Source organism: Cutibacterium modestum (assembly GCF_008326345.1).
GTDB lineage: Bacteria > Actinomycetota > Actinomycetes > Propionibacteriales > Propionibacteriaceae > Cutibacterium > Cutibacterium modestum.
This window is the reverse complement of record NZ_BJEN01000001.1, coordinates 94,279-118,468: the sequence shown is the minus strand read 5'-3', so window position 1 is coordinate 118,468 and position 24,190 is coordinate 94,279. Positions and strand designations below refer to the sequence as shown.

13 protein-coding genes are annotated in these 24,190 nt (G+C 59.2%); 5 read left to right on the top strand and 8 right to left on the bottom strand.

Going from position 1 to position 24,190, the window contains the following annotated elements:
- Nucleotides 1-643 precede the first annotated feature (643 nt).
- From F1563_RS00585 to F1563_RS00575, 3 genes are all read right to left on the bottom strand, one after another.
- Nucleotides 644-1,129 (bottom strand): universal stress protein, encoded by a 486-nt coding sequence (locus F1563_RS00585; protein WP_172623574.1) that lies wholly within the window; start codon nt 1,127-1,129, stop codon nt 644-646.
- Nucleotides 1,130-1,297: 168 nt separating this feature from the next.
- Complete coding sequence (locus F1563_RS00580) at nt 1,298-1,861, bottom strand: PPA1309 family protein (protein WP_172623573.1); 564 nt, start codon at nt 1,859-1,861, stop codon at nt 1,298-1,300.
- Entirely contained in the window at nt 1,858-3,006 is a 1,149-nt protein-coding gene (locus F1563_RS00575) for a YlbL family protein (protein WP_002526682.1), read from the bottom strand. Before F1563_RS00575 ends, F1563_RS00580 begins: the two co-directional genes overlap by 4 nt.
- 86 nt (nt 3,007-3,092) lie before the next feature.
- Here F1563_RS00575 and F1563_RS00570 point away from each other — a divergent pair, with 86 nt between their 5' ends.
- Nucleotides 3,093-4,451, top strand: a complete 1,359-nt coding sequence (locus F1563_RS00570; protein WP_002526681.1) for a zinc-dependent metalloprotease — start codon at nt 3,093-3,095, stop codon at nt 4,449-4,451.
- Here the strand turns inward: F1563_RS00570 and F1563_RS00565 are convergent.
- Complete coding sequence (locus F1563_RS00565; protein ID WP_002526680.1) at nt 4,439-5,065, bottom strand: M48 metallopeptidase family protein; 627 nt, start codon at nt 5,063-5,065, stop codon at nt 4,439-4,441. The two genes, F1563_RS00570 and F1563_RS00565, sit on opposite strands and share 13 nt — an antisense overlap.
- A 123-nt stretch (nt 5,066-5,188) precedes the next feature.
- Here F1563_RS00565 and F1563_RS00560 point away from each other — a divergent pair, with 123 nt between their 5' ends.
- Nucleotides 5,189-6,142: a hypothetical protein gene (locus F1563_RS00560; protein WP_172623543.1), complete on the top strand. Its 954-nt coding sequence runs from the start codon at nt 5,189-5,191 to the stop codon at nt 6,140-6,142.
- Here the strand turns inward: F1563_RS00560 and F1563_RS00555 are convergent.
- Complete coding sequence (locus F1563_RS00555; protein ID WP_002546904.1) at nt 6,085-8,226, bottom strand: ATP-dependent DNA helicase UvrD2; 2,142 nt, start codon at nt 8,224-8,226, stop codon at nt 6,085-6,087. The genes F1563_RS00560 and F1563_RS00555 overlap by 58 nt on opposite strands.
- 104 nt (nt 8,227-8,330) lie before the next feature.
- On the opposite strand from F1563_RS00555, the gene F1563_RS00550 reads away from it, so the two are divergent.
- From F1563_RS00550 to recD, 3 genes are read left to right on the top strand one after another with little or no spacing between them, the layout of a single operon-like run.
- Nucleotides 8,331-11,483, top strand: coding sequence for an exodeoxyribonuclease V subunit gamma (locus tag F1563_RS00550; protein ID WP_002526676.1), 3,153 nt, complete (start codon nt 8,331-8,333; stop codon nt 11,481-11,483).
- Nucleotides 11,480-14,716, top strand: a complete 3,237-nt coding sequence (locus F1563_RS00545; RefSeq protein WP_007433461.1) for a UvrD-helicase domain-containing protein — start codon at nt 11,480-11,482, stop codon at nt 14,714-14,716. Before F1563_RS00550 ends, F1563_RS00545 begins: the two co-directional genes overlap by 4 nt.
- On the top strand, nt 14,709-16,631 hold the full coding sequence (gene recD / locus F1563_RS00540) for an exodeoxyribonuclease V subunit alpha (protein WP_002546906.1): 1,923 nt from the start codon (nt 14,709-14,711) through the stop codon (nt 16,629-16,631). Before F1563_RS00545 ends, recD begins: the two co-directional genes overlap by 8 nt.
- Here the strand turns inward: recD and nudC are convergent.
- The 3 genes from nudC to F1563_RS00525 are packed head-to-tail and all read right to left on the bottom strand — an operon-like array spanning nt 16,620 to nt 23,970.
- The gene (nudC, locus tag F1563_RS00535; RefSeq protein WP_002526673.1) at nt 16,620-17,522 is read right to left on the bottom strand and encodes an NAD(+) diphosphatase; all 903 of its coding nucleotides are present in this window, start codon (nt 17,520-17,522) and stop codon (nt 16,620-16,622) included. The two genes, recD and nudC, sit on opposite strands and share 12 nt — an antisense overlap.
- Nucleotides 17,523-17,548: 26 nt before the next feature.
- Complete coding sequence (locus tag F1563_RS00530; RefSeq protein WP_002526672.1) at nt 17,549-20,764, bottom strand: ATP-dependent DNA helicase; 3,216 nt, start codon at nt 20,762-20,764, stop codon at nt 17,549-17,551.
- Nucleotides 20,761-23,970 carry an ATP-dependent helicase gene (locus F1563_RS00525; protein WP_002526671.1) on the bottom strand — a complete coding sequence of 1,070 codons (3,210 nt, stop codon included), beginning with the start codon at nt 23,968-23,970 and terminating at the stop codon, nt 20,761-20,763. The genes F1563_RS00530 and F1563_RS00525 overlap by 4 nt, the downstream gene beginning before the upstream one ends.
- Nucleotides 23,971-24,190: the final 220 nt, after the last annotated feature.

The window sequence follows — 24,190 nt, the reverse complement described above, 5'->3', positions numbered from 1 at the left end:
CTAAGCCTCGATACCCGTAGAAATCTGCCAGTCCCCTCGGCAGCACTCATCCCACACCTCACCTACAAACGTGATGAAATAAAGATGAAATAAAATAGGCTCATCTCTGCAACCGCGTCAGGGCATACTTCTACAGCGGCGATCATAAACCCGGTAACCCCGTCCATCGCAACGACCTTAACCCCATCACGAAAACCCGAGGCCTGGCCGGTTGGCTAAGTCCGGACCACCGCCTTCAACCTCGGCATGAATCAATTTCGCCCGAGCCAACGAGACATAGAAGAACTCCTGACGTCACATACGAACACGATCCTACAAGGACCCTTCAGCACCGCATACCAGGCGCCATAGATCAGACTAGGCCGCGGTACAGCGACCACCACAGCCCCTTGCTGACAGAAGAATAGGAACTCCCCTCACCAAAAGACTCCACCTCAGCTTCGAAAAACTACATTTCTAGGATTTCGTGTTAGCAGCAAATATGTATGCCAGTCTTGCGGCAGCGATTGCCGTGTCCTCCATGACGCATCATCGGCACAAGAGCACCCGACAGCCGCTGGAGTAGCCTCCGGAAAACTTATTACACCCATAGCTAGTCGCAGTGCCTCGCTTGAACATGAGGCGCAAGCCCCGACCCGTAAATTCACTGGCAGAATGGGTGCTCCCAATCCTCGCTCCGAAGAGGCACGACGATGACCGGACGCAGCTGACGACGTCCCAACTGCACCGCGACCGAACCATCCAGCCATTCCTGAAGGCCGGCCCGGAGCCCTGGCCTACGGGTACCGAGGATGAAACATCCAGCACCAATGGTGTGAGCCAGGTGCGCCAACTGCTGATCTGGCAGTCCGGACAGATACACCAGCTCCCAATCCGCCTTCGGATAGTCAGACATGAACGCATCGAGAGCGCTGTGAATCGCTGATTTCACAGTTTCCATCGAGGTCCGCTGCGCAGTCGGGTCGAGGGGATGGCTAGCGTCGGGATTCGACGGGCTTGGGACTCGATCGGTTGCCACGTGCGTGAAGACAAGCTTGCTATTCATGGCCATCGCGTACTCGACTGCTGTCTCCAACACCGGCTTGGGGATGCCCGGCATGATCGCGACAATCACAGGGCGCCCTTTCATCGGTCCGCGAGGTGAACGCTGATATGTCCTAGGCGCGCGACGCAGCCCGTCGTCGGTCTGGTCCTGGACCTGTTCATAGTCTGGTTGATGATCCGTCATGATCGTCTCCTAGATGTGGCGGCACCACCGTGCACATTACCGACCAGAAGACGGTTTCGCGCCAGGTCATCAGCGTAGCGTCCCCAGCACAGCTGATTCCAGAGCAGGCACTAAGTCGATCGAACCAATTAGGTCATCGGGGTGATCGACGAGACGCGCGACGCCGTAGTGGCTGCCGTCGCGAAGCGCTCCGGCCACTACTCGGACCTCCTGGCGTTGCGGGTGGGCAGCTACATACGCCGCAGCTTTATCCGGATCGTCTGGTATCTCATCGGCGCAGTCGTCCGGTAGGAAGATCCTCTCGACGCAGATGGCAGACCCATCCACAGCGTCACCCCACGTCGTGGCGGCGAGGGCCTGAGCAAGGTCGTCACCGGGGTGGAAATCGTCCTGCTCGATGCTGGACAGGCTGTCAGGGCTACCGATAGCGAGCTGACCCGCCAACGCCGGCTCAGCCTTCACAAGATCGACGGTACGCACCAATGCGAATAGACGCGGCGGGCCTCCCCGGCTCGATGAGGTAACAAATCTCTCAATCTCGGTCAAGCATGCAATCAAGGCCTCATTTTCCAACTCTGATGCTCCGGGGTCAGCCTGAGGTTCCTGCGTCATCTCCACGTCCTCACCATTCAGCAATGCGGTACTCCCGATCCCCCGGCCCGGATTTTTTGGATAGCAGCTATGGCGTCCTTGAGACTCGACACTTTGACCAGTCTCATGGAGGTCTTGACTCCACTGATATCGCGGCAGTTACCGGTCGGGACGAGGAAGACCTTCGCACCGTCGCGCTCGGCTCCCGCAATCTTCTCTTGAATGCCGCCAATGGCAACGACGTTGCCGTCTGGGGAAATGCCGCCGGTGCCGGCAAGCCGCAGCGAACCGATAAGGTCGTTCGGGGCCACCATTTGGTAAATCGACAGTGCCATCGCAAGCCCAGCAGAAGGGCCGACAATGTCCCCAGGAATGTTATAGGTAATCGTCGGATTATATCGATACCCCGTATCGACGGTGATGCCAACTGCTGGAGTACGTCGATCGCTCACTGACGACACCGTCGTTACCGCAACTGTTTTTGCAGAAGAATTGCGCAACACGACGAACACGACTGTGTCTCCCACCACGTGCTTCCGGACCGCCTTGCCGACGTCGAGGAGGGAAGCCACTGGTTTCCCATCCACTTTCTCGATGAGGTCTCCGGACATGAGTTTTCCGTGCGCGGGACCCGCAGCACTGACGGCGTTGACCATGGGCATCTCCGTGACAGGTTGACCGGCAGCTCGCAAAGCGGCCACGGCGGCATCACGCTGTGATGTGTCCATCATGTACGACTCGTCAGCATCGACCTGCTGAGGAGATCGTCCTGGAGGGTAAATGGCCTCACGCTGGAGCACGTCATGGTCCGCGCGCAGATGAGCGACCAATGCCTCGGCCATGCTGAGGCGCGAATCGGCACGAGTAATTGACACGGTCGTCATCCGCATCTCGCCCTCACTGTGCCGAGTGGTCAAGCCGTCGATCTGAATCATCGGCTTACCTTGTTCGTTCGTCGAAAGCAGATTTACGGTCTGGCCTGGGGACCGCGCCACGAACGGGGTCGGGATGAGAATCAAGGCCAGAACACATAGCAACACGGCGGAGGCAGACGAGATCGTCGTCCAGCGAGTAGGAAAGCGCGCCGTATGCTGGATTTCGGTCTCACCCGTTGTTGTCGCGTTGGCAGGCGGGCCAGGATCATGCGCCTGCGGCGTAGGCGTAGTCGGCTCGGACATGGTGGCCATGCTAGCCGTCGCGGACGATGACTTTTCCACGGCGGCCACGGACCTAGACTTGGCCAAGACACCACGACGAGCGAACGGAGACGGGAATGAACGACGGACCCCAGAATCCTGGGCAGCCCGACCCCGAGGAGATGGCTGAGCAATTGCGCCGCATGATGCAGCAGTTGGGCCTGCCCGCCAACGGTGATCTCACCGCATTTATGACGCAGTTGTCACAGATGTTCGGATCCGGTAGCCCGGTGGGATTCGGGATACCCGGGGCAAACCCGAACGATGGTCCAGTCGACTGGTCCCATATCAAGGACATGGCCCGGCACATCACCGCTTCCCATGGCCCTGACCCAACGCCAGGTCAGCAGGAACGCACGGCTTTACTCGATGCGTCCCGGCTTGCAGAGAGCTGGCTCGACCGCGAATGCGAGTTCGCTCAGGTCAATGCCCAACCCGCGTGCTGGAGCCGTGCGGAGTGGATCGAACACACCTTCTCGTCCTGGCAGTCTGTCGTCGAGCCCGTGCTGGTATCCCTCACAGAAGCCATGACCGGTCTGATGGCCCAGGGCGGACCCAAAGATCCGATGGTCGCACTCACGCAAATGATGGGACCGGTGCTGCGCAGGATGTCGGCAATGCTATACGGAGCCCAACTGGCCCAGGGGCTCGGAGAGTTGTCGACTTCAACAGTCACCGGCACCGAAATTGGCCTGCAGGTGCTGTCGGTACCCCAGGTCGTCATCCTTCCCACGAATATCGCTGCCGCGTGGAGCGACCTCGACCTCGATCCGAGGGACGTTGAGATTTACCTTGTGCTACGCGAATCTGCTCGTCAGCGTCTATTCAATACCGTAAGTTGGCTGGGCCCACAACTGCTGACCCTAGTCGAGCACTATGCTCGCGAGATCCGCATTGATTCCTCAGCTATTGAAGACACCATCGACATCGATGACCTTTCCCAGCTGACGCCAGAAAAGGCCCAGGAAATGTCGGAGCGTTTGCGAGGGCGTCTCTTCGAGCCGACCCGCACGCCAGAACAGGACGGCGTGCTTCAGCGTCTAGAGACTTTGTTGGCTCTCATCGAAGGATGGGTTGACGAGGTCACCTCCCAGGTTGCTCGCACCTGGCTTCCCAGCCATGACCAGCTTGCCGAAGCAGTGCGCCGTCGTCGTGCCACATCCGGTCCTGCGGAAGTCTTCTTCCAATCCTTGCTCGGTCTCGAGTTGCGTCCCCGCCGGGTGCGCGACGCCGCAAACCTGTGGGCTGCTCTGCGCGAGGCTCGAGGAACGGTCGGCCGAGACCAGGTGTGGAACCACCCCGACCTCGTCCCAACTACCACCGACCTCGATGATCCACTGGGCTATGTCTCAGGGGATCGCCAAGAGTCCTCAGAGGGCGACGACCTCGACGCTGAGCTAGAGAAGCTGCTGCGAGACCACGGTCACGACGAGTGACCCGCAGTGTTATCGTCAGGACCGTTCTTGGTGCTATCAGCTTGGTCGGCGACGGCCCACTGAAAGCCCGTCAGAAATCCTTCCGCACGTTTGGCGTTCGGGAATCCGGCGAGCAATTCATGAAATCGTCGATTGTGATGGCCCTCCACGAGGTGGCACAGTTCGTGCGCTAAGACATGATCGACGACCCAGTCGGGGAATTCGATCATGCGGTCGGATAACCTAATCTGACCAGTCGACGGCGTGCATGAACCCCAGCGAGTGTTCTGATTGGACACCCACCGCACCGACGTTGGCTCGACCATGTCGTTGACCCGCGGACCGAGGTATTTCCGGCACAACCGAAGGGCGCGTAGAGTCAGTTCCTCATCGCTAGCGTGGTGTCGCCGACGAGCATCAGACTTCGTCACCTTGTCCACCAATTCCATCACTTGACGGTCCTGGCCAGCCTCCCGCATACCCATGGGCACCATCACGAGCACGGAGGTCCCCTCCATCCTGGCACTCAAGGTGCGACGACGACGGGCACTGCGTCGAATGATGATCTCAGGCCTACCATCTCGCGCCTCAATGATCTCGTCCGGAACTGCCCTGTCAACCATGGTACCTATCATGCCGGGTAAGAAGGGCACTTTTGGCCTCACGACTTCGGCGAACGGGCAAAGTTGACGAGAACTCGAGCCTGTCCTACATTAAAGCTAGCCCTCGGGTCTCGGATGTGCAGGGGAAGGCACATCATGATGGTCCGAGGGTTTCTGTGTATCGCCAGGCCAGCCTCGGCGGCGGACCTGGCGACATGTTGTCCTACTGGCATGACGTGTTGCCCGGAAGAGTCGAGTTGTTGTCCATCTTCTTCATCGTGTTGCCCGTCTCTCCACCGGGACTTTCGTCAGCATCCATGGCTTGGGAAGGTTCAGACTATGTATGTTGAACTTGATTGTCCGTGGATCTCGGTTCCAGGAGGGTTGCGTCTGCTCGCTCCAGATGGCCGGTCCTTCCGACTGCGCGGCGCGACGGCAAGTGTCGATGGACATGTCGAGGTTCCAGCAGATGTCGCGCGTCACCTATATGAAGCGGGCCTAGCCACCAAGCGCAGCGATCTTCGCGTGACAGTCGTCAGCGACCATGGGTGCTCAGATGATCTGGTGCGAGGTCTCACAGCGCGGCGAATCGACGTTGCGACGTGGGTAAGAGCACCTGAACCCGGGAACGCCCGCGATTTACGCCGCATAAGTGGACACACCCTTACTGACGTCCACGTCGTTGTTATTTGCCCTCGGAGTCTCCTCGGAGGCCGTGACGTGGCCGAGCAGTGCCGTCGAGCAGGGGTCCCATCGGTCGTCGCATGGGGCCACCATCACTGGGTCACGCTTGGTCCTGTCAACGATGGCCACCCCGGATGTCAGCACTGCGCCGACATGGCGATGGCCGCCCGCGACCCTGATTGGGTGACGATGGCTCGCAGTATGGCGGAGGGAGGTCACGATCCGGCGGTCACTGAATGGCTCGTCAACCGGATTGAAGATGCTGCACTATCTATCCGCGACCCGGCGGTCTCCCGTCGACCAAAGACCTTCCATGTGCGCACTATCGCCGGCGAACGCAGTATTGAGGTGCCAGCTCAGCCTGGATGTCACTGTTGGTTATCTGAGGAGGAGCCGTGCAGCACCTTGATAAGATCAGCCGCGTAAAGATCAGCCTTGCGCCTGCCAATTCCTGGGACCTGCAACAGACCTTCCAGGGAGTCAGGCCGCTTCTCTGCTACGGCCAGCAGCGTGGCGTCGGTGAGAATGACGAAAGCTGGTACTCGATCGGCTTCCGCACGCTTGCTGCGCCACTGCCGCAACCTCTCGACGAGATCTGGGTCGACCCCAACCTCGCAAGCAATGTGGTGGCCAAGTTTTCGGTCTCTGGCCGCTGTAAGGGCTTTACCACACACCGAGCAGACCGTAACCGTGGCACGGCGATTACGACGATGGCGCGGCGGTTTGTCGGTCACTTCCCTCGTTCCGGGGAGGCCGCGCAAGAATCGCGAGATGCCCTGCCGGTCTCGGTTTCCCCCCGAGCACGAGTACGAGACCCACAAGTTTCGTCGTGCTCGCGTCACGCCAACATGCAACAACCGGCGTTCCGAAGCCAACTCAGCCGGAGTTTCAACCATGATGAAGGGCACCATCGTGTCGCTCATGCCATACAGGGCTACGGCATCCCATTCGAGCCCCTTGGATGCGTGCAAAGTCGCCAGGGTCACACCGTCGCCGACTGGCGCTTCCTGGGTAGCAGTCCTACGGGAGAACATGGCTGCCAATCCTTCCAGCGTCGTCGTTCCATCGTTAACGAGCGAGATCGCCAGGTCGTGCAAGGCCTGCAACGATTCCCACCTCTGCCTGACATCGCCTGCTCCCCCGGGCGCAATAACCGACCAACCTTGAGCAGTGAGCACGCGATCAAAGGTCGACAGCGGATCGGCACCCGGCTCGTCGGCAACAAGCCGAACCAAAGCATCAAGGCTACGTCGCACCTCGCCCCTGTCATAGAAGCGCTCAGAACCCTTCACAAGATATGGAATGGATCTCTCCGCCAGCGCGGTCTCAAGGTGGGCTGCCTGAGAATTGACCCGGTACAAGACGGCAATCTCAGACCACGGGACTCCCGCAGCGTGGCGCGACTCGACCCACATTGCTATAGCTGCAGCCTCGGAAGCATCATCGCCGAGGGCTTGATAGACAGGCTCGGGCCCGGATCGCCCACGGGAAACCAACGTGACTCCTCTGCCATGTTCCGGAGCCTCCTCCGAAGTCATGCGGTTAACAAGAACCTCATTGGCCAATCGAATGATCTCGGGACTGGAGCGGTAGTTGCGAACCAAATCGATACGCTTAGCGCCAGGATGATCGGCAACGAAGTTGAGGAGGTAGTCAGGTCGCGCGCCCGCATAGGAATGAATGGCCTGGTGCGGATCTCCAACGACGCACACATCATTTCGATCCCCGAACCACAGTTCAAGCAATCGGTGCTGCAGCGGAGAAACATCCTGGTATTCGTCGACAACGAAATGTTGATACCGAACTCGAACCTCTTCAGTGATGTCACGGTGCTGAACCAGCAATCCCACGGCACACAACAAGATATCATCCAGATCAATGACGCAGCGTTCCTTCTTTACAGCCTCATATCCGGCCAGAACTCGCCCTACGTCAGTTGCCGAAACCCCTGCCACAACCCGACCTTCCGCCCTAGCCAGGGACGCGTATTGATCAGTGGGCACATTAGAAACCTTCGCCCACGATATCTCGGCGGACAAGTCGCGCAGCAACGCCTTGTCATTGCCCAGACCAATACGTCGGCTCACCTCCGCCACCATCGAGAAACGAGAATCACTCACCGGTGGCAATTCACAGTTATATGCGCGTGGCCAGAAAAACTTGATCTGCCGCAACGCAGCGGAATGAATAGTGCGAGCCTGCACACCAGTAACCCCGAGATCAGCGAGTCGACCCTTCATCGTGCCGGCTGCCTTGGTCGTGAACGTGACTGCAAGGGTACGACGCGGATCAAGCTTGCCCGTCACCGCACCGTAGGCGATGCGATGAGTGACGGCACGAGTTTTACCTGTCCCGGCACCAGCTATGACGCACACCGGAACGTCGAAGGTCTTCGCAACCTTGACCTGTTCAGGATCCAGTGCCGCCAGAATCGCATCTGCCGATTGGGGTTTCACAGCGATCACCATAAGGGGCAGGACCGACAGCGACGTGCCACGGAGGTCGGGCATGTTCTGCTCTTGTGCCACAACTGGCTCGTCAACCTGTCATGCCTCGCACCTAGACTGACCGTTCAGTTCGGCAGAAGGCCGAACTATCACGAGGAGGTGCGTCGATGACGGGTGTGGTGAAGGTCGTTCATTCTTGGAGTGATGTCCGCGATGCCGTTGTAGCTGCCTTGTCGGAGCCCACGAGCGATCCATTTGTTCGGCCGATTCTGGTTGCTCCTGGCAATGCTCAGTCTCGGGCCCTGCTGCAATCCCTTGCCCGTCGTCATGGAATCGCCGCCGGTATCGATACAACGACCCCGCAAGGTCTACGAGCCCGACTCGAGGAAGATCTCCTGGGAATCGAGCGGGAAACCGACCCGTGGCAGCTCGGGCCCCTTGCGCTGCGTATCTCTCGCCTCATCGAGACCAATCCCCTCGGCTTTGAGATCGTTTCGGCTCATCTGGAGGCCAGTCGTCGACGGGGGGTACCACGTGCAGCATGGACAACTGCGCGTCAAGCCGCAGACGCGATCTATGCACTGGCTCGCGACTCTCACGAGGTCTTGAGTGCCTGGGCTGATGTGCAGGACCCTATATCTCACCGAGATGATGCTGACCTTGCAGGTAACCGGTTGGATCCCGCCCGCGCATGGTGGGCCCCGCTGTGGCGTGCCCTCCTCGCCGAGCCGTGCCATGTCCCTGACCCTGTGACTCGACACCAGCTCCTCGTCAAGGCGATACTCACTCACGAACAGTTTGAGCCACCAATCGTATGGTTCTCGTCGACGGCCACGGCTCAACACGACGTCAATATGGCGGAGGCGTTATCGTCTTCGCACAATGTCTCCATCATCCATCTCGATCATGGCATCGGTGGCGCGGATCCGTGGCGAACCTTTGACCGGGTGCGCTCTGCTACTACCGCACGGTGGACATCGTCGTCCATCCGCACGGCCCAAAGCGCTGCGAATGCCCGCCACACAGAGCTGCCAACCGTTGAAATGCACCACTGCCACGGAGCTGATCGCCAGGCCGAAGTAGTACGCGATGCAGTGTGCGCCGCTCTCGCTGACTACCCAACCTTGGAACCCAGGGACATCGTCGTCGTATGCTGCGGGCGCCAGGACACCGCCCACCTTCTTTCCGCCGGGACTTTGGCAAATACCGATCATCCCGCACATCAGTTGCGATTCACGACCCCTGCGCCACGTGAGCATGCCAATCCCGTCACTGAAGCAGTGACGACCATCTTGGGCCTGGCGTCCTCGCGTGCCACGGGACAAGACTTACTCAGCCTGTGCGCCATGCCCGCGGTGCAAGCCCGATTCGGATTCTCCGATGACGACCAGGAAACAATTGAAAGGCTAGTGAGCCAAGCCGATATCCGGTGGGGAGTTGACCCTGCCGCACGGGAAAAGGTGGGACTAGGTCGGATTAGGCAATCGACCTGGCTGGCTGGCACCGAAAGGATGGTTCTCGCCATCGCGATGTCGTCTGCCCCACCAACTCATCTGGGGACGGTCACGCCAATTACTGATGTCGGATCGACAACAATCCCCGTCGTCGGGAAACTCGCCGAACTCGTATCCCGTATACGCAAGGCGTTCCTCGACACTGAAGCACCCGCATCGATTACCACCTGGAGTCACCGAGTCAGTGAGATCGCTGATAACCTCACTGCCGCTCCCGTAGATGCCCCTCAATCGACGCTAGAGACTCTCGCTCTGCTGACAGGCTTACAAGGAGTCGCAGAAGACAGGGAGTTTGATCGTCAGGAAATCATCGACCTCCTCAACTGGCTCACAGACGTCCATCACGGCCGGTACAGCTGGTTTGATGGATCGATTCAGGTGTGCCGTCCGGGTGAACTCTCCCCTGTCGACCATGAGGTCGTGATTATTGTTGATCCCGACCACGATGTTGTTCATGCCGATCCCCTTCAAGGCTTGCGAGATGAAAGTCTCGATCCCGCTGCTCAAACACGTCAGAACCTTCTTGACGTCGCCCTGTCGGCCAGGACTCTCCTGGTCGTCGTGAGGCAGGCGCGTAACCCCGTGAGCAATCTCCCCGTGCTACCAGGCCCCTTTACGACAACACTCTCCCAAGCTCTAGCAGCGCGGTCCATAGCACCGCGTCACGTCAATCACGGTTTGCAACCCTTTTCCATCGATGAATTCTCTGATCGCAGTGGCACCTCTTGGAGTGGATTCGACGACGCAGCGGCCGCAGCGGCACGGTGTCATCCTGGTTCACAGCCTCGACCTCATCGCATCGTTTTGCCTCCGGTGACTGAGCTGCCTGAGTCCCGAATGTCCCCTGCCGACCTCACTCTTGCTCTGTCTCACCCGGCACGGACGCTGTTGCGAGCTCGTGTCGGTGCACCAGCTAATGAAAGATCTACCGAGCTTGCGGTCGCCCTTCCACTTGCTCCAAACTCGTTGGACAAATACTGGATACGTTCCCGTATTCTGGCCGACCTGGAACACGGGTCTCTGCCAGACGACGCCATCGATGCCGAACGGCTCCGCGGTTCTACTCCTCCCGGACGCCTGGGTCAGCGCCTCGTCACCCTTTTGGCTGAAGACGCGATGCGGATTTCTCAGACGGCTAATCGGCTCCGCAACAACCAGGACGAACAGTTCATCGAAATTGGCCTCGACCTCGTTGAGGGTAACAGCCCTCAGTTGCTGTGGCCTGACGAACTCATTGTCGATCCTATGCACCCAGTTCACCTACGTGGTCGAGTCGGTGTGAGGGGCCATCAGATTGTCCATGCCGTTGCGACCCGGGCGAACGCCAGGCCACTCCTCAACCTGTGGATCGACCTGCTCGCTGTGACTGTCGCGACTGACGAAGCCGAATGGTTTGGAGCTCTTGTATCCAGCGACGGCGTCCTGCAGATGGCCGCCCCAGCCCCCGACCATGCCCGCGACATCTTAGCTGGGCTCGCCCGACTCGCCTGGTGGAGCAACCAACAGCTCATCCCATTACCTGTGAAGTTAGCACATGCGCTTGTCGGGTTGCCTCCCATGGCGTGCAACGACTACCGCACCGGAAACAGCGCCCTCCAGGTGCAGTGGTTGCGGGAGCGGGATGCGAACTGGGCTGCCTTCTTGGGAACCGATGTGGGTGAACTCATCGCACGCTGTCATGAGTTGGGTACCACCCTGGAGGAACTTTCAGGATGGCTGTTCAATCCGATTATCCAAGCATCCAGAGGAGTTGGGCCTTCACAACCAACGATGGCCCAGTTTTCGAATCCTGGGGGGATAGCATGACAACCAGCACCCCCTTTGACATCACTCAATCGCTGCCACGAGGAACTGTCCTGCTTGCAGCAAGCGCCGGAACCGGCAAGACATGGACTATCTCAGCGGTATGCGCAAAGGCTATCGCAACTGGCATGGTTCACATGGAGAACCTGCTCCTGGTGACCTTCAACCGCTCAGCTGCTCGCGAGTTACGCGGGCGGGTCTACGAGCGCCTTGTCAACACTCGTTCGTTGCTAGCAGGCTCCCGAAAACCCTCTGACCCCTGCGATGAGGCGCTTATTAGGCTTGGCCAGGACGGCCTGACACGAGTGGAGTCCGCTCTCGACGCCTTCGATAAGGCGGTCATTACCACGACCCATGAGTTCGCTTCCCGAATGCTTGTGGAACTAGGGGTGCTGTCAGACCACGACCCATCCTCGGTCCTCATGACTGATCTCACCCCCTTAGCGACCGAGGTTTCTGATGACCACTACCTGGCGCGGTACCTCGATTGTGATCATCCGCCCTCGGTGCGTGAGAAGCGCGAGTTGTCTTGCGATGTCGCCGTCAAATACGGCGAAGTTCCGATCTCCTCCAAAGAGGATATGCAGGTCTCCGCGCAAGACTTGATGTGGGCGCAGTCAGTACGCAAAGACGTCCGAAAGCGTTCTAGATTGCGGGCGCTTCATACCTTTGACGACCTCATTAGCGATCTTGTCGACGCTCTTCGTGACTCAGATCGCGGCCCTTTAGCTTGCGCAACACTCGCTAACCGGTTTCGACTCGTCATGGTTGACGAGTTCCAAGACACTGATCCTCTGCAATGGGAGACATTGCAGCGTGCCTTTCATGGCCACAGCAATCTTTGGCTGATCGGAGATCCAAAACAGTCGATCTATGCCTTCCGCGGGGCCGACGTCCACGCCTACCAAGATGCGGCCCAGTCTGCCAGCTATGTCCTCCATCTCGACGTCAACTACCGAACTGATAAGACCATTGTCGAGGCCATCAACACCCTCTTTGGCAGCGCACAATTGGGCCACGGCATCCCCATGGGGTCGGTGACGGCTCGTCATCAAGAATCCCGAATCGCTACTGCAGCCACCAATGGGCCGCACTACTCTTGGTCTCAGCCATTCCAGATCCGCTGCATACAAGCTCCTGCTAACGTGCGGTTAGATACGACGGCATCTGATCGACTGGTCACTGAAGACCTCGTCAATCAGGTCATCATGATGCTTGAGGGCGGGACAGTCGTTACCGATGACGACGGCGAGGTAAGGCCACTTCGCCCCAACGACATCGCCATCTTAGTGCGAAGGCGTCGTAGGGGTGCTGAGCTTGCGGCAGCGCTGTCACAGGCTCACCAGCCTGCTGTATTTTCTGGCGCCTTATCGGTGTGGTCGTCTCAGGCTGCCGACGATCTTGTGACCCTGCTCGAAGCTCTCGATAATACTGATGAACGGCTGCGGACCAGGTTGTGCCTGTCTGACCTCATCGGTGCGACCCCCGCCGATTTAGCGGCATCGGATTCGCGAGTGCGCTCTGACCTCGCGATTGACCTGGCTCGATGGTCGAGTACGTGGACGATGACGGGGGTATGGGGAACCATTGAGGCTGCCCTTCATCGTCCCGATGTGCTGACGCGTCTAGTGAGCATGACGGGTGGCGAGCGGTATGTCACCGACCTACGTCAGGTTGCACAAAAGGCACATATTGCAGCCTGTAAAGGAATGTTGACGGCGACGGCAACCGCGGCATGGATCCGCGAGCAACAGCAACAGGCGGGGGACGACGATCCCCGCCGCCTTGATAGCGACCAACAGGCCGTCACCATCATGACTATCCATGAGGCAAAAGGGCTTGGGTTCCCCGTCGTGTTATTGCCCGACATCGCTAGCGCATGGGCGCCCAAAAAGAGCATCAGTGGTCCGGTCGTGTGGCATGACGGGCAACGGCGCGTGCTGGACATCAGCTCGCAAGGCGCCGATCGTGCTATAGCAGTCGAGAGCCACGAAGAGGATGAGCGTGGCGAGAATCTTCGCCTACTATATGTCGCCCTGACCCGCGCTCGATCTGCCGTGCGTTTGTGGTGGTCTCCTTGCCCTCAGCGACATTCGTGGTCGGCCTTCCAACGTCTCGTAGAGATGGACCGTGCGACAGGCAAGCTCGGCCTAGGCAATGCCGGGACTGTTCCGGGAACTTTCCCCTGGCTCAATTCTGGACCGATCGCCACAGCGATAGCACCTGCTAACCAGAGATGCCTTACCCCGACGGCCACCACCCAATCTCGCGCCCGCGTCGTCCCTCGGACGCTAACGCGACCGGTCGACACCGCATTTGTCCGAACCTCATATTCAGGTTTGACGGCCGACCTCCATGCAGCTGTGCCGACACTGGCGAATACTCTCATCGACGAACCCGTGGACGACAAATCCGTCGACGACACTGCCCCCGGTCTGTGTGGGCTACCAGGTGGAACCTCCTTCGGCAGTCTGGTCCACGCGGTCCTTGAGTACATCGATACCTCAGCTACCGACCTTTCCGCCGAGGTACTGGCAATCACCCGCAGGACCCTTCGAACATCTCCCCTACCAGACGTCCCACCAGCTGACCTTGCCGCCGGTTTGGAGCAGGTCCTTCATAGCGATCTCGGATCTTTGGCCCCGGGCATGACGTTGGCAGATTTTTCTCCGGCAGATCGACTGGCCGAAATGAATTTCGAACTTGCCATGTCCCAGTCCGGAGGGTCGGCGACTATGGCAGATCTAGCGTCTCCCCTCTGCGATCCGAGCCTGGTGCCACCGGATGACCCCATTAGCGGTTATGGCAAGATGCTGGTTCATATCCCCAATGGCAACCAAGCATTGCACGGCTTTCTTACAGGTTCGATCGACGCGGTGTTGAGGCGCCCCGATGGTCGTTATCTGGTTGTCGATTACAAGACGAATCGGATTCCTGGGGTCTCGAAACTAACTCCTCGTATGTATGACGCACACACGATGAGGGCCATGATGTTCAGTTCTCACTACCCGCTACAAGGCTTGTTGTATTCGGCAGCCTTGCATCGATTCCTGGCGTCAAGCCACCCTGGATACGATCCCGCAACCCACCTCGGCCCCATCGGCTACCTTTTCGTTCGCGGTATGGCTCATCGTCCGATATCTGACGGCGACATGTCCGACGGGGTTTTCACCTGGCATCCGAAACCTGAGCTCATTGAGGCGATCAGTGAGCGGTTGGGAGGTATTCATGGCTGACCTCGTACCGGTTGGAGCAGGAGAACGGCTAGAGCCTTTCGCCCGAGCCGGAGTCCTCGAATCCAGTGATATCCATTTAGCCAATCTGGTCTGCCGCATCGGTGGCGAAACAAATGGTGACGTCAGTCTCGCCGTCGCTCTATCATGCCGTGAACTCCGGCGTGGCTCAGTGTTCTGGGATCCCCATGAAATCGCAGATGTCGTCCGCCGTCAGGTTCTTGATCCGGCAATTCCAGACATCGAAAGTAGTGACCAGGCAGCACTGTTCGCAGAATTGGATTGGCCAGACCCTGGCAAGTGGCTAACGGCGTTAAAAGCAAGTCCCGTTGTTGCTGACCGCGAGGATCCGCTCAATCGGTTGCCGGCTCGTCTTGATGACGGCATGGTCTACCTAGAGAAGTACTGGCAGGCTGAACATGATGTCGCCCGCGATCTCGCTGTCCTCGCTGCGGATCCACCAAGCCAAGGCCCTGTGTCCGCTGACGATGTTGTTGCCAACGTCAGCAGTTCCTTAGCAGCCTCCGGGATCGTTCTGGACCCGGCTCAAGCTGATGCTGCCGTTGCAGCAATTACGCACCGGATTAGTGTCCTCGCGGGCGGCCCAGGGACGGGAAAGACTACCACGGTATGTACCCTCTTGGCGGCTCTCCAGCAGGCTGACCCGCGCCTTGGAGCCGTGGCCCTCGCAGCCCCCAGCGGCAAAGCCGCGGCACGCTTGCGTGACTCCGTTTCGCAGGTGTCTGAGCGTATGCCCGACGACCTGAAACCCCTCGTTGCTGACGCAGCCACCGTCCACTCACTGCTGAAATGGCAGGGGCCGGGGACCTCATTTGGATATGACGAGCAGCACAAGCTTCCATTTGGAGTCGTCGTTGTTGATGAAGCGTCGATGCTGTCTCTACCTCTGGCCGCTAACCTCCTGTCTGCAATCGGGCCTGGAACTCGTCTCATCCTCGTGGGGGACCCAGGCCAGCTCGTCTCAGTGGATGCCGGTAGCGTCTTGGCAGATATCGTGTCGTCAGCTGACACTCTCCAAGCACGACTTCCCGTCACAATCCTCACCCACAATCACCGCTCTAGGGGAGATATCGCACGGTTGTCAGAGGCGGTGCGTGAGGGTGACACCAGTGCTGCGTTGGACATATTGGTAGCAGCCGCAAAAGTAACCCCGCCTTTCCCCGATGACAGCGTTGCGAACAGCGACCGTCACAGCATCACATGGATCGACGCCGACCCAGCGAGCATCACTATGTCCGACCTCCCGGCGGTTGCGAACGTGATCGCACGTACCGGGGCGCACATGCTTGAACTGACCGAGGAGGGTGCCGACGCCGCCGCGCTCAAACTCGTCGACGCCCACCGACTGTTGTGCGCTCACCGAGAAGGGCCATACGGAGTAGATGAGTGGTCGCAACGCATGGTTGCTGTGCTCTCAGATGTGTTGCCCGGCGTTGACCAGAGCCGGTGGGCTCTCGGTGAAACTGCGATCGTGACGCACAACCTCGCGCAGTTGGGAATCAATAACGGTGACTGCGGCGTCGTTGTTGAAACACGCCCCATCCCGACGGTGGCTCTACCTGGACCCGGTGGAGCCCCGAGACGGCTGCCGTGTTCCCTCATCCCATCGTTGCAACCACTACAGGCCATGACCATTCACAAAGCGCAGGGCAGCCAGTTCACGGACGTGACGGTGATCCTGCCACCACCCGACTCGCCCCTCCTCACTCGCGAGTTGTTCTACACCGCGATCACGCGTGCCCGTGAGCACCTCAGCGTGGTGGGCACCAAAGAGTCGGTAGAGCGGGCAATTGACCGGGCCAATGATCGACGCTCTGGGATTCAGCGACGTTGGGAGGAGAATCGCACTTCCTCGTGCGACCGGGCTCTCAACGTCAATGTGCCGTCATGTCGGTGAGCCCAATAAGTCGAACCCGCTCTCTGGTTTCGGAAGCCGGTATTCCAACCATGCATCAATGAGGGCTCGTGCTATCGACAGGGTTGGCGGCAGCTGAAGGTGACCAGCATCAACCTGGTCAGACACCTCCTGACGGCTGAGAAAATCAGCCTCCGCTAGCTCATCGTGGCCGACATCGATGGCCCCACTCGCCCGAGCTACGTAGCCGAACATGAGTGACCGGGGGAACGGCCACACCTGCGAACCTACGTAGCACGCCGAGGTGATTGTCAGGTTTGTTTCTTCGGCAGCTTCGCGCACTACTGCATGCTCTGCAGATTCGCCGGCTTCGATGAATCCTGCCAACACTGACCTGCGATGCGGCTCCCAAGAGTGCTGACGAGCGAGCACGATGCGGTCTTCGCCATCAAGGACGGCGGTGATAATTGCTGGGTCTGTGCGAGGGAATATTCGATGCCCCTGAGGACAGACCCGAACCGGCCCACCACTCGTGATGTGGGTAGACCGCCCACAACGCGGACAAAGCGGGTGGCTCTCATGCCAAGCCAGCGCTGCAACTGCCGACATGACGAGTTCCCGATCAACTGGGACAAGGTCAACCGTGCGCAAGCTCCGGGCCGCTGGTCGCGGCTCACTAGTACGACGCGCGAACCAAGGCACGCCGTCAACGACACCAAGTAGCAGGTCACGCTGGTCGTCACGCTCGCCCTCGGTCGGAACCGCGACCACCCGGCCATCAGCCATAACGACCTTGTCGTGCGGATCAATAAGCAACAATTGGGCGGCCGGATCATTCCACCTAACCCGGTTAGCATTCTCATCGTCCCGATCGGCATGACAGCGGTCTAATAACGGCCGCCCGACGACCCGGACATCGCTGATCCTATTCACGCCGCCACTTTAAACCCGATATGAACTCACGCCTCAGGCCCATGCCCCACTGGCCCACCCGAAGACGCCGTCGTCAACATCACTGCCACTTCATCTGCATCTAAAAATGGCTCGGCACTAATCGTTTTGTTTGCACCAACGTGGTGGAAGACCGCACGCACCCTCGACAGGTCAATTCCCCTCGCCTGCGCCCAGGCCAGCCGATAGATGGATAGCTGAAGCGGGTCCGCTGAACCTGGTCGTGAGGTCTTCCAATCAATAACGAGCTCGTCTCCAGGATGATCCGGGTCAGCGACAACGGCGTCAAGACGACCCCGCACGACCGTCTGACCAATCGTCATAACAAAGGATTTCTCGATGGCCAGCACAGTGGCGTCCACCCACCGACTTTCTTCGAAGGCTTGGCACAGGCTTCGCAGCGCATGTCCCTCAGCGCCGCCGGGCTCAGCTGCGACGACCTCAGGTGCGAAATCATCCTCCTCCAGCTCTGCGATCTCGTCGGCATCGAACAGTGGAATCGGTGCGGTTGGCGCGAGCCGTCGACTCACCCACTCATGGAATGCCGTACCAATGCCAGATCCCCTGTCTGCTGGTCGAGGCATGGGGCGACGCAACTCCTCTCGGAAAGCCCGGGGATTTGCATTGAGCCTCACCATCTGCGAGGTCGTCAGGCGGGGTGGAAGCATAACGTCATCCTCCAGATCGATGCGTCGTCTGGCATCTTTAAGCAGAGCGTCAGCATCGGACCGCCATGTATTCACCCGATCGGCCTGTCCAGGATCATCAACGGACTGGTATACGTTGTCGATGGGGCCGTGATCCACATCTTCGGCGATCACAGGCCAGGATGTGCCGGCCTGAACGTCGTTGTTAGGGCGTTCACCGAAGTCCGGCCACTCCGTTCCAAGCATGTCGGCAAGAAGCCCTGCATATCGGCCTGGCTCTAAGCCGGCTTTGCGGTATGGACTCCATTTGTGCCACGACACGACTAATCGCTCTTTGGCCCGGGTGAGGGCCACATAAGCGAGTCGGGCCTCAGCCCACTGGGAATCTTCCTTGAGCGCCGCTACGTAGGCCTTGGCATCGGCGACACTTCCCGACGCTGGATGATTTACGTCGTTGGCATCTCCTCTGGCGAAGGATGGCAGCACAGCAGCCACCGAGGTGAAGTTGTCTGGACTCGCCGTTGACGGGAATACGCCTTGAGCCATGTCGGGGATCATGACCAGCGGCCATTCCAAGCCCTTGGCCCCATGAACTGTCGACACCGTTACGGCGTCGCGGTCGTCAGTAGCGGCTCGCGCAAGCCCGTCACCAAAATCCTCTTCCGCCGCGAGCCAGGCGACAATTCCTGCGGTCGTCATCGTGGGGTCACTGCGACGAGCTTCACGTATTTCGTCCCATAGCGCATCCAGGTGGTCTCGCCGAGCTGCACTGCGGTGCGGGTCGTCAGCGGCCATATCGTCGACGAGTCCGGTAATGGCCTCAATGAGTAGAACCAAGTCGTCGGGACTATCTCCCTGGTGCGCTTCGACGTCAACGATTTCGGCGCATACCCGTGCCAGCGCATGCTGCAGCCGTTCGTGACCGCCTGGTCGTCTTTCCATGACGGCGTCACACAGGTGAACCTCAACATCGTCGGGGTCCAGCCCATCGGCCTGCGCGCGGGTTTTCGCCAATACGCGGGCGCGTCGATACACCATCGCCAGGTCGTCAGTGCCGAGTCCAAGTCGTGGGGAGGCAAGCAGAGTCGCCATCGCTGCATCGTCTTGACGGTCCACCAATAACCGAAGATGCGCAACCACCATGGCAATGTCTGGGAGTCGAAGCAGTCCAGACAAGTTCGCTAATCGCACTGGGACATCACGGGTACTGAGGGCGTCGTAGAGGTCGGCCACGTCCGAATTGCGTCGAACAAGGATTGCGGCATCAGACCAGTGGGTGATGATGCCACGTTCTTTGGCTTCGACCACGATGTCGGCGCACGCACGACATTCCTCAGCCCAGTCGGGGTATGCGGCCACCGTGACCTCACCAGGTCGATTCCCCTCGGGGGCGACGAGAGGCTGGCCGACTGCCACATCTGCCCGATCGCCGGCGGGAGCATCATTGTCAAAATTCATCGTCGAAGATAACCGTTCTCGCAACTCTTCAGATGCCATATTGGCGGCATTAATGATTTGATCGGCGCATCTTCGGTTAGTTGTGAGAGAAAGTACCTGAGCTGGATTCCATTCCTTATCCGGAAAGCGCCGATGGAATTCCAAGATGTTACTGGCTGCCGCACCACGCCATTCATAAATAGCCTGAAGCGGGTCACCGACAGCCATCACCGGGTGCCCCATGCCATGAGATGAATCTGGACCCGAAAACAGCGCAGCAAGCACGTCAGCTTGGGCCGACGATGTATCTTGATACTCGTCAAGGAGAACAACACGGTATCGCGCCCTCAACTCCTCCCCCACCCGCGGGTGATGAGTTACCAGATGGAGGGCCTGAACCATACGGTCGCCAAACTCAACTAATCCGCGTTCTTTCTTGAGTTCCTGATAAGCCGCGACAAGTTCGAGGAATTCTTCGCGCTCATCTACTCGTGAAAGCCATGTATCGATATCAGCATATCTGCCACCTCCCTTTTTAGTCGGGGCGTCGAGGAGCATCTGACGCCACCGGGCATCAGCTTTCCTCACCTCGTCCGGACTTGCGTCGTGCGAGGCCATGGCCGCGGCTAGTTTCACTACTGCTTGGGCTATGGGCGTCGGCCCCAGATGGGTCGCGGCTAGTGGAGCCTTGTCGAGTCCCACAACGACCTCTGAAGCGAGCTGGTACGCCCTGGCGCCAGTCATGAGGTGTGCTCCGGTGTTAATACCGTCCCAGGCTCCATAGTCGCCTACTAGTGTCCCCGCAAAGCTGTCATAGGTCGCCACCGTCGGGCGGGGCTGATCTGGTTTCAGCAGGCCCACCCGAGTGAGGTTGGATTCAATGCGCTCGGATAATTCCATCGTCGCTTTGTTGGTAAATGTCAACCCGAGGATTTCTTCCGGGCTCACCAGTCCACTAGCGACAAGCCACACTACGCGAGCAGCCATCACCGTTGTCTTACCCGTTCCCGCACCGGCAATAACGACGCAAGGATCCAATGGCGCTCTCACCGCTCTCTCTTGCTCGGCAGAAATGGGGATGCCTAGCAGCCCTGCCACATCAACGCCATCAATCGAACCATTGTTAGTCATGACCGTCATAAGGCATTCCTTCGTCGGTTTGAACGTGCAGTTGCCGGATCCATTGGTACCAGCGCGGGGCATCCAGCTTTGGCAGGACAATGACCGCAGCCTCTATTCACAACTGCGGGGTAGTCGCCCGATATGACAATTCTCAAGGCCTTATCAACGCTGGCCTCAATCCAATTACGGCAGCCGTCGACAGGGTCGATCTCGTTAGGCCAAGGCACATCGGCAAGCCCACTCTGATGGTCAACTTTCGGACTTAACTTGCCTTTACCTGCGCCGATCTGAAGATGCACTAATTCGGCACCGCTGACAGGTTTCGGACCTATAGTTTTGACTCCCCCGGACGCGACGACGGCTTGGTACACGCCAATTTGTAGCCGGTGGGATCGTTTAGTCTCCTCACTCTGACTGGCCCCAGTTTTGAGATCCACCACGTAACACGCGCCTTCTGCGTCGCGCTCGAGTCGGTCGATGCTACCGCGCACTCGCGCCGTGCCAGACGGGACCTCGATCGTGCCATCGACCCGCACCTCAGTCCCGATGAGCTGACGATGACGCGACTGCAACCACCCGTCAAAGCGCTGCACTGCTGCTTTCGCATCCGCTAATTTAGCGTTACGCTGCCATTCCGCCGTCACGTCGATTTCAGGCCATGCCTCTTCTAATTCAGTCAGAGCGCCAGGTAGAGACCAATGACCCATGTTCTCCGCACAGATTCGGTGCACGAGAGAGCCAATACTCGCCTGAAAAGCGGATCCGCTGCTGGCACCGGCGCGACGGGTCATAAACCATCGTCGCGGACAGGTGAGCAGTTCTCCGATATGGGACGCGCTGAGCTCTATCTCCCCGGCCACGTCCGCCTGATGGGGAGCCCCTTGGCACCACCAGGTCGAAGGATCAGCTTGTGGCACCAACTGCCGCCCACGATGCTTTTCGACGCGCAAGTCATCAAGCAATGCTTGTGCCTCAGCCCGGACTCCCGGCAGTTCAGAGTTGTCGACAACGACTCGACGCAACTCGCCGACGAGTTCAGTGAGACTGGTGAAGTTCAGCGAATCAACATGATCCTCGACGTGGGGAAGCCCAGCAACCAGCCCAGATGGGCGTTTTCCCTCCTCGGCGGACTCGACCGTACACAACAATAACTGGCGACGCGCTCGTGAACATGCCACGAGTAATAGTCTCGTTTCAGCCCGAAGGTTTTCTGACCATCCAGGCGCGGCGACGAGGCTGTCGGGAGACCAGCGGTCTGCACGGACCAGGGATCCCGTGTGGTTATCAGCGGGCCAATTACCTTCTTCGAGGCCGCATACGGCGACGACGTCAAATTCGCGCCCTTTAACGCGGTGGGCTGTCACAACGCTCACCCCATCACGGTCCTCATCGGATTCGCGCGCTCGATCAGCTGGGATCTGCTCCTGTCGCACTACTTCGATCAGACGTCGAGCGCCTGCTATTCCCGCCATTGTTTGGGCACCGTCAGCCATATCAAAAAGCGAGCACAAGCCATCCAGGTCGCGGTCGGCCGCAGAATCTCCGGCCAAGGCTCGACTACGCAGCGACGATGTCCACGAACTGCCCTGCCACAAGGCCCACAATGCTTCATGACAGCTAGCATCAGAGCGCAGGAGATCCGCGGCACGTTGCACCCGCTGAACCATCATCGCTAGTGGCTGGGCGAGGGCTCGTAATCCTGGAGGTACTGAGTACGCCTCGTGCGCCGTCTCGGACCCCTCCTTGCCGGCCTCCTCAGCTCGGCCGTCAACCTCAGCCCGACTGCCATCCTCAGGCCTCTCATTACCTCGCTCGGCCGCCACTGCGGCCATCGGATCAGCACCGAGCTCCCCCAACAGTGGCCAGTCGATGTCAATACCGCGCACCAGGCGGCACCAGGTTTCTAGCCTATGAACGAGGCTACGATCAATCCCCGCTAGCGGATTCGACAGAAGCGTCGCAACATCTCGATCGCTAGGTTGCCTTCCTGAGGCCAGAGCAACTGCTATCGCCAACGCATTCACGATGTGCGTGACGGCGTTAATGTCCGACAACGCATGTTCATCACGCGACCTCAAAACCGGAATATCCTCGGCCGCAAGCACCGTCGCAATAATGCCCAACTCACCGCCATGGCGAGTGACCACTGCCATATTCCGCCACGCCACGCCGTCAGCGACATGTGCGTGACGCAGTGTGCCGGCGATCTTTCTGACCAATCGGGTCATGCTAGGGGCTCGCACGGCCGCTACGGTTCCGTCCTCAGTAACGGCGCTGTGGTTGGCACGACGACGCAGCTGACTTGATGACGGCACCGCAGGCATCCTCGTTCGCAAGCTCTCGACGACCTCAGCAATGTGCTGGCTGTTGCGGTAATTCGTTGCCAGATGGTGAACCGACACGTCGGGGAACTCATCGATGACCTCGTCAAGCCGTTCCGCAACGGCACCACGGAACCCATAGATCGTTTGGTCGGGATCCGCGGTCAATACACAGGGAATATGACATCGCGCAATCTGAGAGAGAAAACGAATCTGGGACGAGTCGCATTCGACCACGTCGTCACAGATGAGGAGCTTGATCCGCGATCGCACCTCAATATCGGCTCCTGGCCGGGTCAACGCGATCCGAGCCCGATGGACAGCCTCGGCATAGTCGAGTGTCCCCTCCAAATCGAGAACGTCCAAGTAGTCGGCCAGGAAGGGCCCCAATACTCGCCATTCGGGCACTCCCCACGTGACGCCCGCGTCAGTCAGATCTTGCGGGTCGCATCCTTCCTGACGCAGACGCGCCGCCATTACCCTGACGTCAGAGGCAAACTGCGCCGTTCCGGCGCAGGTGCGTAACTCGTCAGGCCAATCAGACATGTCTCGTGCAGCAAGAAGTTCCCTCATCCGAAACTCCTGCTCCGGCGCCGTGAGCAACCGCCGCGACGGGGAGGCGACGATACGTCGGGCGAGAGCATGGACCGTCATAACCTGAGGCTCTAGGTGAGCACCTGCGAGCCGACGAACGAGCGCAGTACGTAAAGCCTGGGCCGATGGCCGTGTCTGAGCCAACACCAAGACATCAGATAACAGCCCCCCGGAGGCAACATGTCGCGCTGCAATTTCGAGACATAGGCTTGTCCGCCCTGTACCCGGCCCGCCCATGACGAGGACCATGTCGGCGTCATCGGCAAGCACACGAGCCTGGGGATCATCCCAACCATGCATGACACACATCTCACCAGGACCCTCTGACAGATTTAGCGAAAGCCCATGGCGGTGACACAGAACAACGTTGTTAGGGGCCATCTCCTAGCTGCAGCTGCTTGCCATATGAGTAGGGTGGAACTGTTGTCTCACACAATGAGGCACATCCGTGCACCGAATAGCTCGCTACGAACGTGTCAGCAGACGCCCATCCACCACTGACACGATCACGGTGAGCGTAATCCGCGGC